This is a genomic window from Clostridiales bacterium (genome assembly GCA_030016385.1).
Classification (GTDB): domain Bacteria; phylum Bacillota; class Clostridia; order Clostridiales; family Oxobacteraceae; genus JASEJN01.
Genome location: JASEJN010000039.1, coordinates 1 through 17,274 on the forward strand (window position 1 = coordinate 1; position 17,274 = coordinate 17,274).

Sequence of the window (17,274 nt, forward strand, 5' to 3'; positions counted from 1 at the left end):
AAATACGGCGCGACCCAATTCGACGACATAACGAAACAGCTTGGCTCGCGGTTGATACACGCGCGCTCCCCACAGGCAAAAGGTCGCGTCGAACGGCTTTGGGAAACACTGCAGAGCCGTCTGCCCGTTGAATTTGCAAGGAGAAATATCACTGATGTTTCCAAAGCGAATGCCTTCCTGCAAGATGAATATATCGCGCGGTTCAACACTCGTTTCGGAATCGAGCCGAACAACAGAAACTCAGCCTTTATGCCGCGCCCGAAAGGCATTAACATTGACAGCTTGCTCAGTATCAGGTATACCAGAACCGTGGACAACAGCGGATGCTTTTCACTTGACAGCATTCTCTGTCAATGCAATGTGCCTGGTATTCTTCCTAAGTCAAAGATTGATATTCTTATTAACCAGCGCTTAGGAGTAAAGGTGTTTTACAAAGGCTCCCTCTTCACACCAATTCCGATTTTAGATAAAAAGAAAAGACAAGTGACAGGTTCAAGTATTAATACAATCATCGCTCAGTTTGTTTCCGATAACTGCCTTAAAAATGAACATATCTCTTGACTTTCTTATTCGTCGGCAGTTATATTTTCTCCACACTCCGGCTTTCTTATTCAGAGGCCGGGGTGTGGGGCAGAGCCCCACGTAAAGTTTCGTATAAATTGAAAAGGTGATATTTTCATAAAATATTTAGCCTCTTCAGGGTGAAATAATCAAAAACTATTGACATAACCTTTTTGATCTTTTTTTCCAATTCGTAATTTAGGAATATATATTTATGTAGTAAATAAATATAAAAATAATAATAAATTATAAAAATAATTTTAATAACTTTTGTAGAATGTATCATGAGTAAATAATCTAATACTAAAATCAATTAGAGCTGATTCATATGATACAATTTTGCAAAAGTAATAAATGCAATAAAAGAAGGGTAAAATCGATGCTGCCGATGTCAATGTCAACTTTGTAAATCTGATAGATACAATAATCCTTAAGATGAGAAACGAAGATTTAGTGGAGAAACTTGAATATATATTTATGGATAAAAGAGATACGAATACACATATACCACCATATATTATTCTTATCTTATCAATAGCGACAAAAATGAAGTTAAAGACCAGCCTGACTGATGTACTATTTGCAGTAACTGATGAAGAGCTCTTATCTGTACTTGGCTGGAATATTTGAAATAATGAAAGAAGCTTTGATAAGGGACTATAAGGAATATGATTTCAGAGATAACGGATACAGTCATGGAAACAGCTCTGGCATGGCAGACAGATCTTTAGATGCTGTATATCCTATCGTCTGATGTTCTGTATTTTAAGTCAGGAATGAACATCAGATTGTAAACAGGGCAGCCTATATATGTATGGCCATAGTGTGGGCAGGAAGGAGCTAGGTTCTGGTTGCCAGTCTGCAATGACCTTAAAAGCAGGGGAGTTAAGGACATAATAATTGCCTGTATGGATGGGCTCAAAGGATTACCTGAAGCAATAAAAGTATATAAGACCCCGAATAAAGAGGCAGCATCGGATGCTCCTCATTCGCTTGAGGCCACATGGGGGGATAAGTATCCCATTGTAATTCAGTCCCGGACAAATAACTGGGATAGCCTGTCCATTTGCTTTAACTTCCCATCAGAGATTATTAGAGATTAGAATAATATATACTACCAACATTAGAAGAGTTCAACAGGCAACTTATGATTCATAACCAAGATGTTCAGCCATTTCTGCTTCAGTATTGCCTCGATTGTGCTACCAAACATATTCTTTAATGCATCCTGAATACCTTCAGCGGATATGTGTCTACTCATGGATCAGTACAAAGATAATATTTCCCCCAATAACAAAATAGCTTTCTACTGATTTTTTATTATAGGAAACTATTTTTACAGACTCTATTCATCGATTCTTTTGGGAAGCTTCAGTCATATCCGTTCATCTCTATCCTTTCGCACTTACGGTTCATATCCCATTCTCTCACTTTAATTAAGAAATTAAAAGTCATTTTCTTATGTACTGTTTCTTTAAGAAATACATCCAGTCCCTGTCCTGCTACATTCAAGCCAAATTAAAAAAATATGATAGCATTTCTATTTTTTTATAAATATTTTAAGAACTTTTGCATTTGTGCCTTCTTTACATGAAAGTATGTATGATCCAGTACCATAAGGTATAATAATGGTCTCAAGATAATCCAATCGGTATTTCATTCCATTTTTTGTTGTAATCATCACAATATCCCCTTCGTGTCGGTACATGAATTATTTTCCAATTATGGTCTTCTGAAATACATGCTGGTTTAGAAATCAGATGATCCTTAACATAAGTTCCCTTACGTTCAAATATAAGATTATCAAATGCACACTTTTACCAATCTTGCCGCCAAAATTACTGAACCCACTACCTGTGGAAATACGGGACCAACATACTTTATCCTGGGGACCTCATTATGTATTGACTTAAAAGCTGACCAAGTCCATCTCCCCGATAAGCTGCCGCATTTTAGATTTTTCGTATTTGCCGATTACCCCTCCAATACCTATGTACATATTCAGGTTTTCTGCCATCCGTCTGTCTCCAAACATATTCCACATTTTCTTTTTTGGGCATAGAGTTTTTAACTATTGCGTAGGAATTATTAATCATCGTAAAATCAGAGTTTCGGATATCAGTTACAGAGTCAATTGAACCTATTAGTGTATCTCCAAACAAAAAGGTTGTATCCTGGACTGGGCCACCTGGTGCATCAAATCCATTCATGGGGACACTGAACGATCCGTCCCCCCCTGTCCATCCGTCAAAATTATGTATCAGATTTGTCCATATAGGTTCAGGTATAATTGCAAAACCATTCCCAGTATAGATTCGAACCTTCGACAGGCCAAACGAATTCTTTTCTTTCTCTGTTCCACCCCAGTTTCCCTTACCTGAAATGGCGGGCGCTGTTATTTTAATATAGCGTGCAGTAGTTCCTTCAAAGTTTATAGGTATGCCGTTTATCAGATCAGTTGCAAATAGCTTTGGGCTTCTATCAGCTTTGGCCAATATATATGGATAACCTTCACCCTTTAATTCCTCCCAGTTGACCGCATCAACAGAGTGATAAATCCTGATCTGTTTAAGACCCCATGCAGGATAATCGGCTTCAGGTTTTTCAGGGTCAAACTGGTTATAATTCCATATCCACATTTCGCCCACCGGATAATTACCCTGCAGGTCAAATTGAATCTCCACTTTCCCAGCAGGATCCTTGACAAGCCACATGGTATTTCCTTGTGGATGATTATCATGAACATCTGTCTTGTCCAGATTTCCACTAATCCCATAATCATTTATTAAATTAGCTTCTTTATGCACTCTATGACCTGATTTTGTGGTCAAAACCTTTGGCTGAATATACATATTGGGTTGAATTTTTAAACCTTCTTTAACTCTCCACATATTGTTCTCCATTCTAATCAATTTATTGGGTTATATATCAGCCTCTAAATTCCAGATGTAATATTCTCAGCAATCTTCTCATCAAATTCGCCTGTTAAAGATGCTGACCCAAGTGTTTTTAAAAGTTTGGTTATTGCAATCATATTCTTAATAGGAGTTCCATATGGCACTGCATCACCAGTGCTTAAAATAAATGACTTTAGTGAAGGCATCTTTTTTATTACTTTTATCACGGTTTTGATAGATTCTTCTATGCTCATCCTGAACAAAGCCGGAGGTTCTATCCCGCCAATTATCACCTTATCTCCGCCAAAAATTCTGCGGGCATCCCATGGATACAGGTCTCCGGTTGTCGGTGGGCATAAAGAATCAATACCATCCATATTCCCTTGTGCAATCATTTCGGCAAAACCTGTAAGTTTTCCGCACATATGAGTTATAAACAGTTTACCTCCATCATGCACTATTTGTGCATAATCATCTATCATGGGTGCAGAATATTTTGCGTACATATTTTTACTCATCACTGTTGTTGAAGTATCTTCATAATCAAAAATGACTCCACATGGGCATTTAGATAGGACCCTATAATGTCGTTTGTTACGTTCATGCAGTACATTAAGGAGTTCATCTATTTCATCAGGATAGTCAGCCATTAAATAAACAGTGTTCTCAATACCTGCATAAGACTGCAGCATTTCCTGTATTGGGCTTAGAGGACCTGATGGAGTAGCAATCCCATCGTTTCCTATATATTTATCCCTGCTAATAAATGCTTCAAAATCAGGTGTGTACTCTGTATTATTGGCAATGTACTCAAGTATCTTTATATCTTTAGTAGAACTTAAAAGATATTTGCTTATATAGTTGGTGCATCCACCCGTGCATGTTTCGCTATATAATGTCCCTACCGGGGTTTCAAAATAGGTACGTGTCACTCCACCTTTAATTTCAGTTCTTATATTCAAGTTCTTGGTGGATACCTTCACAGCCGACACATGCCTTTCGATAATATCATTACCTATAAAGCGCATGGCTTCAATAATATTTAAATCATATCCCTGTAATGGAAGGGAATTTATAAAATATGGGTCTATTAGCGGCGCCCATGGTAGTCTATCTACTTCCTTGCCGTTTAATGCTGCCATTATCCTTTCACGATTTGTCATTTCATTCATAAATAAGTCTCCTTTTAAATGAAATGGACTTTTTGTAAAGTCCATTTCATTTTATACCTTCTAATAGTTTCTCATACTTTTCCATATATCAAGTATCATTTTATACCTTTTAACGGGCATACCCTTAAATGGTATGTTGCTTGTGCAGAAGATATATCCTCCATTAGGTTTTCCATATGTCAGGCAGTACTTTGCACTTTGAATAACATCTTCATCGGTTCCAGTCTGCAGGGCTGCACAGTGCACATTTCCGCATAGGCAAACCTTGTCTCCAACCAGTCTTTTAACCTCTTTAATATCCACACCTGCCATCGGGTCAAGTGAATGAAGTGCATTAGGCGCACATTCAACCAGCTGGTCAAGGATTGGCATGATGTTTCCGTCAGTATGTTTTATTACATATGCGCCTGCCTTTTTTGTCTCATGTACTATCCTGTACAGGTATGGCTGTATAAACTCCCTGAACATATTAGGTGAAAGGAATGGACCCTTATTAAAGCAGTAATCGGAACAAAATATGAAGCTATCAAAGCCTGCATCAATAAACTTCTTATTATGCTCTATGGCCCTCTCTGCCATCTTTCTTGCTTCCTCTTTAACCTCCTCTGGCTTATCCACTATCGAATAAATAAAATCCAACATCCCATTCCCATCAGGAATAGCAAATGTACCATCTCCGTGTGTTGTAAGCATGAATTTATCTCCTACTATTTGTCTTATACACTTAGCAGTAGCCATCAAGCCATCGTCATCAAGGTAATGCACAGGAATTATTGAGTATTCCAGTTTGCTGTAGACATCGACCATATACTCTGCATTTTCCTCAATAAGCTTCTCCCTTTCCCTTTGAGTCTTTCCTTTCAAATCCTCCTGATGCAGAAACCTTTTACCGAACATTTCCTCTTCAAGTTGAAATTCAAGCTCAAAGGTAGGAACCTGGTCAGGAATTTTAAGTGTTAACGCTGCGACAGCTCTTTCCTTTGGAGTCATAAAAAAGTGCCCCCTTTAGTTATATTATTTTAAAACTCCATACAAATACTGGCAATGTTGTATGGTTCTACTTCAAATTCTACCCTGTTCCCGCAAATTTGTGCAGATAGATTAGTCTCAATCATTTTCTCATTTATATCAACATAATATGCCCTTTTGGGAGTACATCCAAATTTTAAAACGGTTGTGCTTTTTTTGCCTTCGGTTTCATAAACCCTCACAATAAGCTTGTGATTATCATCTTCAGACATCTTAATTGATGATAATACGGCAGTCCCACCTTCAAGAGATACAAAACTGCCTGCCTTTTGGAAACTACCCTTATGAGGCTTATCCGATATAACTGTCAGCGGATGATTATAGCTGTATGCCTGCTTGATGAGTTCCTTGTTTGAAACACCATTGGTCATATTGATTTCAAAACTAAAGTTATGAACGCCAAGCTCAGGATATGGGTCTGGATCAAATGAACTCCTGATCAGCGTCACAGCCATGGAATTGTCATATCCCCTAAATCCATATTTGGTATCCGTTATAATCATCAGCGAGTTTTTGCCCTTTTCTTCACGTGCGGCAAAAACCCAGCTGTTTGCAGGCACATCCATATCCAAAGGCTCCCTTGTTATTGTCCCAAAAGGTACATCATACCTGTATGAGGAAACCTCATACCCAATGGGAACTATGAAGTTCAGCTGCGGTACCGATACGCCGTTTTTCCCGACTTCAAGCCAGTTGCATTCGACGTCGTAATTGAGCGCCGTACTGTCGTCGTCCAGGGATACTTTTACCTTAAGCAGCGAATTTCTGAACGGTATTTCATAATAAATTGCTTTTCTCAAACCATCCTCCGGATAACCAATTTTTTTAATTTTGACGTTTTGATTAAGGTTGGTTATATTCATGTACCTTCCAACTATCCATGCCGTCATACCCTTATCCGTGTCTTCATCGATAAGCCTGAATGTGCCGGCAGGCCTGCCGGCATCTATCATTTCCTCTCCGTTTGTCTTATCTATGAATGACTTTATGGATGCATTATTCTTGTCAAATACAACTTTTATATTTTTATTCTCCAGTACAAAATAATCTTCTTTCTCAACTCTCGGATATTCGCTGGTTGGTATCTTGAGCTCCCTGTCGCCGCTGTCGTCCATTATATAAGTGGCATAGCCGCATGCAGGTACCTTCACCCTAAGCAGTATGCTCACAAATGAATGGCCCCAATAATCACTGAAACCGTTTTTAAGCAACATGTAAGGCACCCTTCTGCCTTCGGAGTCTATAAATACTATTGATTTTATATCCCCCTGCCAATCCCATACCATAATTTTAGTGTTCTCTTCCCTCTTAAATGGCGCAGGATTGAATACCGTAAATACCCTTGTGATTCCATTTCCCCTCTCGCACTGGGAAATCTTAAAGTCCGACACTCCAAATCCGGCACCTGCACCCTCCGATACGGATTCTTTCATATTAAAGTCCTTGTCGGCATTCATATACTCCCTTGTATCTATCAGGTTGGCAATGTTTCTTAATATTCTGCTCTTCTCGCTGTTTGCATCCGCCAGTGCCTTTTGATAAAGCCCCATGCTGTATTCGCGTGTATCCACCCTTCCCGAACCTGGTATGATATCATGGAACTGGTTGAACATGACATTCTCCCATGCCTTTGAGAAGGAATCATGACGGTATTCTGAACCCGTATATACAGCCGATAAGGCCGAGTATGCTTCCGCTTCATTAAGGGCTGCTTCGGTTTTCCTGTTGCCCGCCTTAATTCTTGTCTGGGTGGTGTAGCAGCCGGTAAATACAAAGTTTAGTTCTCCCCTTACTTCAGGGAAATCTACTCCTGAGTTGTCAAGGTAATTAAAAAATTCATTAAAGGTACCAAATTTTATCTGAGGGAAAACAGGCCATGTATCCATGTCGATAATTCTCTCTATATCTCTTCTTGTCGGCCCGCCTCCGTGGTCCCCTACGCCGTAAACCTTCAGCATTGCATCAAGGTTGTACTTCTTGCAGAACTCCGGTACACATAATGCTATTGAAGGGTTTATATCCGAGTTATACCCATATGGCTCATGGTATGCAATCACAGACTTTCCTGAAGGTGCAACCCACCTGTAGACGGTATGACCTTCGCATCCCCTGCAGTGGTAATAGTATTTAACACCGCCGTTTGCAAGTATTTCCGGGATATTGACGCTGTGCCCGAATGTATCAGGCTCAAAATCTATTTTCAGTCTGTCGGGATTTAAGTCAAATGTATTGGATAGATATTTTTTCGTGTATAGTATATGCCTTGCAAGGCTTTCACCACACGGCATGTTCTTGTCGCACTCGACCCATGTTGCGGCCGTAACTTCCCATCTGCCTTCTTTTATCCTCTTCCTTACCTCATCAGCCATGTCAGGTGCATATTCTTCCATAATCCTGTAGACGGAAGCCTGAGATTGTGAGAACTTGAATTCCGGATATTCATCCATCAGGTTCAACATGGTCCTGAATGTATCCAGCGCCACAGATACGGTTTCATCCCATCTCCACATCCAGTTCATGTCTATATGTGCATGGGCGGCACATATTAATTTATATTTTTTTGCCTCATGCGCAATCTCTAGAAGTATGCTCTCTGCTGTTTTGCATATTTCCTCATTTACCATGCCAGCTTTGGCTTTTTCGCCGAGCACGTAATCCATGGCTCTGTCAATAATGCCGTTGAATTTACCTCCGTCAACATCTGAAATTTTAACGGCATACTGAAGCTCTGAATAAATCCTTTCCCCAAAGTAGCCTTTATCAGGCACCTTGTCCAATTTCATTAACTTGTTAACCAAATCTGCCATTTTATTTTCATCCTTTTTAATTATGTAATTGATTTTTAATTAATTTATCTATATGCTCACCTGAGCATTGTAATCATCAACGATTTTACCTACAAATTTTACTCTGTCAAGATTCCCCATCGATGACATTTCATCTGATATACCAAGTATCAATTTAGGAGCAAACAGCTCTATAACCTTTTTAGTGGTACTTTCCAACTCCTCAAGCGGAAATCTGTCTTCAAACAGGATTGCTGGGATGCCATCCAGCAGAAAAAGCTCGTCTCCAAAAGCCTCTTTTATTTCTTCGACTGTCACATCGCCCTGTGGTTTCGGTGTTACCGCTTCAATTCCATCCAGCCCGCATTCCTTTGCAAACGGAAGAAGTGCTTTCGTATCCCCGTCCCAATGGGAATGGGTAAACTTCCCCGCTTTATGCAGCAATTCATTCCGCTTTATATATTCCGGGATCACATACTTTTTAAACAATGCCGGAGAAGTCACTCCTCCATGCAGGTTGTCCCCAAAATTGATTATTTCAATGGGAGAATCATTCACCACATGAATTAACCGCTCATGGCTTTCTGAAAGTATCTGAAAATACCTCTCTATGGCCTTCGGATAATCATATATGGCATATGTGCCGCCTTCAACTCCCATGAGATCGATAAACAGATGCTGAACATTTACACGGGGTAAAAATACAGTAGGAAGACCGGTGCCGCCCCATATCTTCAGCTCATTGTCATAGCACTCCTGGTTCCACTTCCATGTACACCTTTCCTCCATCCACGACAGTACCTTGATATCATCTTCACATGTTGCCCACCATTTTTTAGGAAAAACACCGGGGTTTGAGCTGTTCGATGCCATTATGCTGTTTATCTTCCCAACAGGAGTTTCAATTATGTACTCTGTTTCAAAGTCATTTATCTTATGTGAATACTCTTTGACTCTCGGATCATTTACCTTTACAAAACAGCCGTTAAAACTGTAATTTCTGTTTGAGCAGCCCAGTTCCCGGTATATTTTAGGCAAATTCATGCCTGTATAGGGATCTGGAAGTTCCTCTCCCCTGAACTTTCTGTCGTCGTACCAGCAAATTATTCTTGGCTGCCATATTATCCTGCCGTTTGATTTTCCTCTGATTACATCCCTGTTGAGTTTCGTTAAATCTAAATTCTTATGATCTGTAATTCTACCCTGCATTTTAAATTCATCAGGCATAATATGAACTCTCTTTCCATTAAAATTTAAATATTTATTAGTAATTACGACTTAAATATATAAAGATTACCAGCACAGTCTTAGCTTTATTTCATTTGCCAGTTTCTTTGCCATTTTTTCATGTGTCTTTATAGTTGGATGGGTTCCCCAGCCAAGGCCTTCATCTTTCAAATCTATTGGGTCAAACTCGCAATAAAATATACTGCTGTCCCCTTCAATTTTTAATTCATTAACTACTGAATCAATATACTTGCCTGGCTGTAAATTCATCGGTCCAATTGAACAAAAAATAGCAGCTTTTGAATATTTATTCCGTATATGCTTTATAAGTCTCTTATATTTTTCTTTGAACTTATCGGTATCAATTTCAGCTGAAAAATCGTTGGTGCCAAGGTTTACTACCACAACATCTGGGGTCCACTTTTTTAGATTCCATTCATCGTATGACGTTGAAAGGTTGGTTTTTAAATACAGATCCCCAATTGTATTCTCCTTGGCCCCCCCGTAGTTTTGATAGCAACCTGACCCTGATATTGAAACCATTGCAATATCTGCATCCAAAATCCGTGCCGCTATAGGACCATACGACATATAATTATTTTCTTCCTTACCAAGAAATTCAGCATCATCTCCGGAATAAACTCCTTCATTCCCAGCACCGCAGGTTATCGAGTCCCCTATTATTTCAATTTTTCTTGCTTTCTCTGAAGGTGGTGTTAAAAACCTTCCGCCTGAAGACAGCTCAAACCCGCAAAACTGCAACTGTCCAAGCAAAGCCTCTGTTCGCTTATGAATCTCCAGATTATGGGCCTCATTTTTCAGCCCTTTGGCTATAACATACATATCTTTATCTGGTTTAATATTAATGGGATCTGACTCTTTATAGTCAATGATTACACTAATCCAACTATTACCGGTCATATTTTTATCAATTATTTTTGCATAAATGCCTGTGCCGTTAAAATTAGTCTGTATTGAACAACCCGACCATGAAAATATAGGTCCTTCAGGACAACTAAAATCAAAAAAGCCTAAATACCTAGCGTCCTTTTTGAAGTCGAATACCGGAAAATCATTTGAAATCTTGGATATCATAAATAATCCCTCCGCAAAAAGCTATTAGTCAGTATAGTTATTAGACTTAATATCCACCCTCTATGCGGGTGGATATTAAATTCACTTATATAAAAAGTTTTCTATAGAAAATTACTTCGATGCTGCTTTCTTGTCATTATATCTTTTTGCTGCATCATTATAAATCTTCAAAACCTTATCTATATCTCCCATTTTTTTCAGCTTATCCTGATAAGCTCCCCATTTGTCAAAGCTTTCATCACCCTTTACAAACTTACTCTGCATCTCATCTCTATAAGTGTAAATAGGCGTCATAATTGTTGAAATCTGCTGGCTCTCGTCTTGCGTAAACTGAAGAGAAGGCCCACGGAAGAACGGAGGAGTATATTCACTCTTCGGGAACGGTATATTCAAAAAGAAGGATGATTTTTCTATTGGCTCCTCCTTAAGTTGGTTATCCACAACAATGTAATCATTAGGTGCAAAGTCAACATATGCGGCTGAATCAGCAGCCATCTGGAGGCCAGGACGATGTTTGCTGCTTGCCCTTATTCCGTATTTGTCGCCTTCTGCCCATGGGTCTGCTGCCTTTTTGATTGAATCAACAAAATGTGGTTTCCCGTCAGAGCCTATTGTATAGGTAGTACCTTCAATACCCCATGTAATAAGTCTTATGATATCTTCGCTATACTGCAAATCACAGAATTTTATTAAACCTTCAGGATCTTTAGTCTTTGGGTTTATAACAAATCCATCCCAACCTATATTAAGGCTTACTGTATTTACATCCTGAATGCTCTGCCATGCTTTCCCATATTTTGGATTATCAGGATATAGAGTAATCGCAAAAATCTTACCGTCTCCAGCATTTCGTGTATAATCTCCGGGACTTGTGAACCATTCGTTCAGCCACATAAAGTTGTCACCATTTAATGCCTTTTTCTTGATAGTATCATTTGTCTCAATTGTATACTCTGGATCTAACAGTCTTTCTGAATAGAGTTTATTTGCGAACTGAAGTGCTTCCTTATAACCATCCTGGAACAGGCCAAAAACATACTTCTCTCCGTCCCAGTATATATCATTGGTTACATGGTTGGCATAGAATAATGAATTCAGATTATTAAACCTTAGATTAATAGGATATTTATCAGGGTATAACTGCTTCAACTGTTTTCCGGCACTATAAACTTCATCAAGTGTAGTAGGTACTTTTATATTATTCTTCTGAAAGACATCATACCTGTATGATGAAACATTATTCGGATCTATGCCCTTATCAGCAGGGAATCTTGGAAGCCCAACTTCATTAAATATATACATTTTGCCGTCATCCATATAGGCATTTATTTTCCCATCGTACGCCTGATTTACCCACTTCAAATAATTAGGCATTAAATTCTTATATTGACTTAATTCAAGGAATAAACCCTGTTTTGCAGACGGTGCATAATCCCAAAATGAAGGTAACTGTACAAAATCGGTCAGGGTATTACTTGATATCATAAGTTTTACCTTTTCATCATATCCCGAAGAAGGAATATAATTAAACTTGATATTGATCTTCCTACCCATCTTGGTTTCCATCTGTTTAAGCCATTCCTTTTGAACCATGCTGTTTGCATCATCGCCACCCCAAGAATTTAATGTAGCCGTGAAACTCAATGGTTCAGTATTCTTAGGGGTTTTGTCTGTTGTCTCCTTTGTAGAATTACAACTTACCATACTGAAAACTAATGCTAAAGTAATTATTAAACTTATTAACCTAGCAAATCTTTTCATTTAAAGTATATCCTCCTTTTTACCTTTTTTGTTAAAATATCTTGTATCGTTTATTTTATAGAAATAAAAAACAATTCGTTGGATACTTGCACCTCCCTTTGTAAATTAATTTAAATATAATTGCCTTTTATATCTATCCCTTAATGGCCCCAATCATCACACCTTTCGCAAAATACTTCTGGAAAAATGGATATATCATCATTATTGGAAACATTGTGACAACTATCATACCCATTCTCACACTCTTCGGGTCAAGCTCCCTATGATTCAGTGAATTAGCAGAATTCGACATTCCAGCTCTAAGTTGGATTGTATTAGAATCAATTACATATAAATAGTTCCTTAATATTAACTGAAGTGGGTACTTGTTCTGATCATTAAGATAGATAAGACCATTAAACCAGCTATTCCAGCTTCCTACAATCCCAAATAAAGCAAATGTTGCAATAAGTGCCTTGGATAAAGGAAGCATAATCTTAAATAAAATTACAATATCATTGGCACCGTCCATTAAGGCCGATTCTCTCAGCTCACTTGGTATCGATTGAAAAAATGTTCTAAATATAAATACATTATAGGCCCAGACACATCCCGGAAGTACCATTACCCAGTACGTATTAAGCAGATGCATATTTCTCATAAGCAGGTATGTCGGTATCAAGCCGCCCCCAAAAAACATGGTTATTGTTAGAAATATGGTAATAAATTTTTTAATCATAAAGTCTGGCAATATAAGGGGGTAGGCTATTAACGATGTAAATACCAGCATGATTGCTGTTGAACCTACAGCATAAAGAATAGAGTTTAAGTACCCTTTATATACAAAAGGATCATGAAAAACGTAATTATATGCTTCAAGCGTAAAACCTCTTGGCCATATTGTAATATCACTCTTTGCAACATGTATGGCATTGCTGAATGAAGTAGCTATTATGTTCAGAAACGGATATAATATGCTCACAATAAAGGCTACTATAAAAATAGTATTGAATATATCAAAAGCATTTGAGCCAAAACTTCCTTTTCGTTTCATTTTTTATTTCCTCCTACCATAGACTTGTTTCAGATACCTTCCGGCTTAATAAATTGGCAAGATATAATATTACAAATGATATGATAGACATGAACAGGCCGATTGCGGTTGTATATTCATATCTAGCACCAATAAGGCCTTCACGATAAACATATGAACCTATTACATCTGCAACCGAATATGTATCTGGTGAATACAACAATATCACTTTTTGGAAATCTGAGCCCAGTATGCCACCTAGCGCGAAAATCAGAAGTATTACAGTAGTAGGTTTGATAGAAGGCCAGCTAATGTTGACCATTTTCTGCCATCTATTTGCCCCATCTATTTCTGCTACATCATATAATGTAGGATCCACTCCGCTTAACGCTGCAAGGTATATTATTGAACTAAAACCAACGCCCTGCCATATGCCTGATGATATAAATATTGTCCTGAAATATTTAGGCTCCATAAGAAACATTATAGTTTTACCACTAAAAAAATTAACTATTTGGTTAAACAATCCGTCCCTTGCGCAAAATTCTTTTAACATGCCTGCAACAACAACAGTGGAAATGAAATAAGGAAAGATGGAAATACTCTGGGCAAACTTTTTGAAGGTATGGCTTTTTACCTCATTAAATAGTAATGCAAGAATTATTGGCGCTGGAAAACTCCAAAACAGTGAATATAGACCAAGTACCAATGTGTTCTTCAGAACCCTCAATGCCATTGGATCTCTGAAAAAATCTTTAAAATGCCTGAGTCCAACCCAGGGACTTCCCCAAATGCCTTTAACGACATTATAATTTTTAAAAGCTAAGGTTATCCCATACATTGGGAAATAGTTAAAAACTAAGACTACAAGGAAACCCGGTAATACCATTAAAAATAAATAACGTTGTTTCCATAACTTTAACCAGAAGTTTTTTTTAGTACCAATCAAAGAATTTACCTCCCCGTTAAAAAAGCTATATAATTTATATAAACATAAAATTTCTTACGTTTATCATTAGTTTGGATTATTTGTTTATATCTGCGGTCAGCTTTATTGAAATATGTTTTAGTTTTGCATATGTGAAAAGGTTTATTTTATATTTTTAGTAGAATCTCGAATAATCAGTTTTGTTGGAAGCATAACTACTTTATATTCCATATCAGGATTTTTAATTGTCTCGAGCAATATATTTGCAGCTTCATATCCTAAGCCGATAAAATCCTGTCTTACAGTGCTTAAAGATATTTTTGCATATTTTATATTTTCACAATCATCAAATCCTATGATTGAAACATCATCTGGAATTCTTATATTATTTCTACTTAACAAATCCATTAATTCAAGCGCCCTGCGGTCATTAGCGGCAAAAATCGCTGTTAATTGTTCCTCTCTTATTAAATTCAACATGCGTTCAAAATCAACATCATGCTCGGTAAATAACAATTCTGGATTGACATCAACCTTGAAATCCTCCATAGCCTTACAGTATCCCTTGAATCTTTCCTTCTCTGAACTCAAGTAAAACTCATAAGCAACAAATGCAATTTTTTTGTGTCCTGACTTCAGTAAATATTCGGTTGCTGAGAAAGCACCAGCGAAATTATTGGGGCAGACATAATTAATAGGGTATTCTTCTATATATCTGTCTATCAGTACAAGTGGAAACATCATCTCCCTCATTCTTTTTATCGAAATAATATTTGCATCCGGATTTGATGAATAAAGTATTATACCCTGCACTCCTTTCCCTACTAAATCATCAATTATTTTCTTCTCCTTCTCAATATTCGAGTCCGAACTTTCTACAATTAAAGAATAATTTTCTTTTTTAAAATACGTCTGAATGCCTTTTATTATCTGCAGTAACGAACTGTCATATGGCCCATTTCCTGACATTATGAGCGCAGCTATCCTCTTGCTTGCGGCAATTTTATTAGTATCAACTACAAAGCTGCCTTTTCCCTGCACACGGTAAATAATATTTTCATTTACAAGTTCAGCCATTGCCTTACGAACGGTAATAATGCTAAACCCTAAAAGTTTGGACAACTCATTTTCGCTTGGTATACGTTCATTTGGCTTGTACACCTTATTATTAATCTGATCAATAATATATTTCTTCATTTTCTGGTATTTCAAGCCAGTATCTTTAGTAGCAGTCATATTGCTTATCTCCTAAGATTTAAAATATGCATATTTTATTCCCTTCAAGTTTGTATACTAACTTGGTACCACTTAGTATGCTAACTATATATAATATATACCAGCAATAAGAATTTTTCAATATATTTTTAGAATATTTCTGAAATAATTTATAAATAGTTTATTTGCACAATATATAGGCTTAATCAGGGAATGTATATAGATTTGATATGTATAAAATTGAAGTATTAGAAATCAGAAAACAAACAGCTTAAACATATTTGTATTTTAATTATCCCCAGAAGAGGGGGAGATTATTATAAATCCGTTAATCTTGCGATAATTCTTATTTAAAATCTCCCCTATATTCCCTGACGATTTCGACCATGTTCAAATAGTTCTCAACGGGAACGTAGTTTGGTATTGAATTTCCCGATGCAAATGCAAAACCTCCGTGGCCTTTGCATTTTTCTATCACATCATAAATGTATTTCTTCATTTCGGGTTTGGATAATCTACAGACAGCATCGGTGTCGATGCCTCCGAAATTGCCAATGCGGTCGCCGTATTTCTCAACCCATACCGGGAATAATGCAATTTGATCCTCATTTGAATGTTTTGCATCGATACCAGCTTCAATCAGATCATCCATAACATCGAATATGCAACCGCATGAATGAAGCAGAAATGGTTTGTTATATTTATGTACCAAATTGATTATCTTTTTGTATTCCGGAATTATATGAGTTCTTATATCCTTTGCCGAAATAAGTGTTGTATTTTTAAAACCCAGATCATCTCCAAAACGGCAAACACAGAACATATCTCCATATTTTCTCAGAAACCTATCCCATATCTGGAAGCTGATCCTCCCGACCGTCTTAAACAGCTTGCAATAAAGCTCCGGATCATCAACCGAAATGTAACAGAGATCCATATAGCCGACCACGTCCTGCACAGCTTCAAAAATCCCATTGCCCACACCGCCGATGGCCTTCATGCCTTCGGGCATTGTCCTTCGCAGCGCATCAAAGTATTTTCCATACATATTGAAATATCTATCGGGTACCTCATCCCAGGGATATTTTTCATAGTCCTCCATGGTATTGATTACACCCTTTATATGTCCGCCAAGAGACCCGCTGCCAGGCATCGCCGGTCCTATACAGCATTCAAATGATACGGTGTCATAGCCCATCCTTAGGAAAAATCCACAATAATTGTGGAAATACTCCTCTATGTCCGAATCTGTACCATATAAAAGTTTTCTGAATTTCTTATTAAGTACCCTTTCCATTATCTCGTCCGATATGATGTGTTCATACAGCGGCAGCCTTTTAGTCTCAATATTTTTTGCGGCATCTTCTATATTATGATAATCAGGCTTAAATGTATTCATAAAAAGACCTTCCTCTATAATCTTAAAATTTCTCCTAATCTGTTATGAATACATTTTAATTCCATTCATAGATTAAATCAACATGAATTTGGGAGGCACATCCTATCTTTCCAATATATCCAATCAAGCTCATATATATTATCCTTTCAGCAGTATCCGCAAGCCCCCATTCGCGATGAATTTGTGATGGTT

General features: G+C 37.6%; 13 protein-coding genes and 2 pseudogenes. 3 read left to right on the forward strand and 12 right to left on the reverse strand.

The features are described from left to right. Nucleotides 1–69: 69 nt before the first annotated feature. The 3 genes and pseudogenes from QME45_09925 to QME45_09935 all read left to right on the forward strand — a co-directional run bounded on the left by QME45_09925 (nucleotide 70) and on the right by QME45_09935 (nucleotide 1,598). A pseudogene (locus tag QME45_09925) lies at nucleotides 70–219 on the forward strand (transposase). A 955-nt stretch (nucleotides 220–1,174) separates the two neighbouring features. Next, nucleotides 1,175–1,315: a hypothetical protein gene (locus tag QME45_09930; GenBank protein ID MDI6618974.1), complete on the forward strand. Its 141-nt coding sequence runs from the start codon at nucleotides 1,175–1,177 to the stop codon at nucleotides 1,313–1,315. Nucleotides 1,316–1,394: 79 nt separating this feature from the next. After that, a pseudogene (locus tag QME45_09935) lies at nucleotides 1,395–1,598 on the forward strand (transposase). Between the two features lie 503 nt (nucleotides 1,599–2,101). Here the strand turns inward: QME45_09935 and QME45_09940 are convergent. From QME45_09940 to QME45_09995, 12 genes are all read right to left on the reverse strand, one after another. After that, nucleotides 2,102–2,242 carry a hypothetical protein gene (locus tag QME45_09940; protein ID MDI6618975.1) on the reverse strand — a complete coding sequence of 47 codons (141 nt, stop codon included), beginning with the start codon at nucleotides 2,240–2,242 and terminating at the stop codon, nucleotides 2,102–2,104. A 271-nt stretch (nucleotides 2,243–2,513) separates the two neighbouring features. Then, a complete protein-coding gene (locus tag QME45_09945) occupies nucleotides 2,514–3,452 on the reverse strand; it encodes a discoidin domain-containing protein (protein MDI6618976.1) in 939 nt (312 codons plus the stop codon). A 44-nt stretch (nucleotides 3,453–3,496) separates the two neighbouring features. Next, nucleotides 3,497–4,675, reverse strand: coding sequence for a uroporphyrinogen decarboxylase family protein (locus tag QME45_09950; GenBank protein ID MDI6618977.1), 1,179 nt, complete (start codon nucleotides 4,673–4,675; stop codon nucleotides 3,497–3,499). Between the two features lie 15 nt (nucleotides 4,676–4,690). After that, on the reverse strand, nucleotides 4,691–5,620 hold the full coding sequence (locus QME45_09955; GenBank protein MDI6618978.1) for a uroporphyrinogen decarboxylase family protein: 930 nt from the start codon (nucleotides 5,618–5,620) through the stop codon (nucleotides 4,691–4,693). A 29-nt stretch (nucleotides 5,621–5,649) separates the two neighbouring features. After that, the gene (locus tag QME45_09960; GenBank protein ID MDI6618979.1) at nucleotides 5,650–8,466 is read right to left on the reverse strand and encodes a glycoside hydrolase family 38 C-terminal domain-containing protein; all 2,817 of its coding nucleotides are present in this window, start codon (nucleotides 8,464–8,466) and stop codon (nucleotides 5,650–5,652) included. 48 nt (nucleotides 8,467–8,514) lie between these two features. Next, nucleotides 8,515–9,672, reverse strand: a complete 1,158-nt coding sequence (locus tag QME45_09965) for a uroporphyrinogen decarboxylase family protein (GenBank protein ID MDI6618980.1) — start codon at nucleotides 9,670–9,672, stop codon at nucleotides 8,515–8,517. Between the two features lie 66 nt (nucleotides 9,673–9,738). After that, a complete protein-coding gene (locus tag QME45_09970) occupies nucleotides 9,739–10,767 on the reverse strand; it encodes an SGNH/GDSL hydrolase family protein (GenBank protein MDI6618981.1) in 1,029 nt (342 codons plus the stop codon). Between the two features lie 111 nt (nucleotides 10,768–10,878). Beyond that, entirely contained in the window at nucleotides 10,879–12,528 is a 1,650-nt protein-coding gene (locus QME45_09975) for a hypothetical protein (protein ID MDI6618982.1), read from the reverse strand. A 133-nt stretch (nucleotides 12,529–12,661) separates the two neighbouring features. Beyond that, complete coding sequence (locus QME45_09980) at nucleotides 12,662–13,561, reverse strand: carbohydrate ABC transporter permease (GenBank protein ID MDI6618983.1); 900 nt, start codon at nucleotides 13,559–13,561, stop codon at nucleotides 12,662–12,664. A 13-nt stretch (nucleotides 13,562–13,574) separates the two neighbouring features. Then, nucleotides 13,575–14,489 (reverse strand): ABC transporter permease subunit, encoded by a 915-nt coding sequence (locus QME45_09985; protein MDI6618984.1) that lies wholly within the window; start codon nucleotides 14,487–14,489, stop codon nucleotides 13,575–13,577. Between the two features lie 141 nt (nucleotides 14,490–14,630). Then, the gene (locus QME45_09990; protein ID MDI6618985.1) at nucleotides 14,631–15,704 is read right to left on the reverse strand and encodes a GntR family transcriptional regulator; all 1,074 of its coding nucleotides are present in this window, start codon (nucleotides 15,702–15,704) and stop codon (nucleotides 14,631–14,633) included. A 325-nt stretch (nucleotides 15,705–16,029) separates the two neighbouring features. After that, nucleotides 16,030–17,082: a uroporphyrinogen decarboxylase family protein gene (locus tag QME45_09995; GenBank protein MDI6618986.1), complete on the reverse strand. Its 1,053-nt coding sequence runs from the start codon at nucleotides 17,080–17,082 to the stop codon at nucleotides 16,030–16,032. Nucleotides 17,083–17,274: the final 192 nt, after the last annotated feature.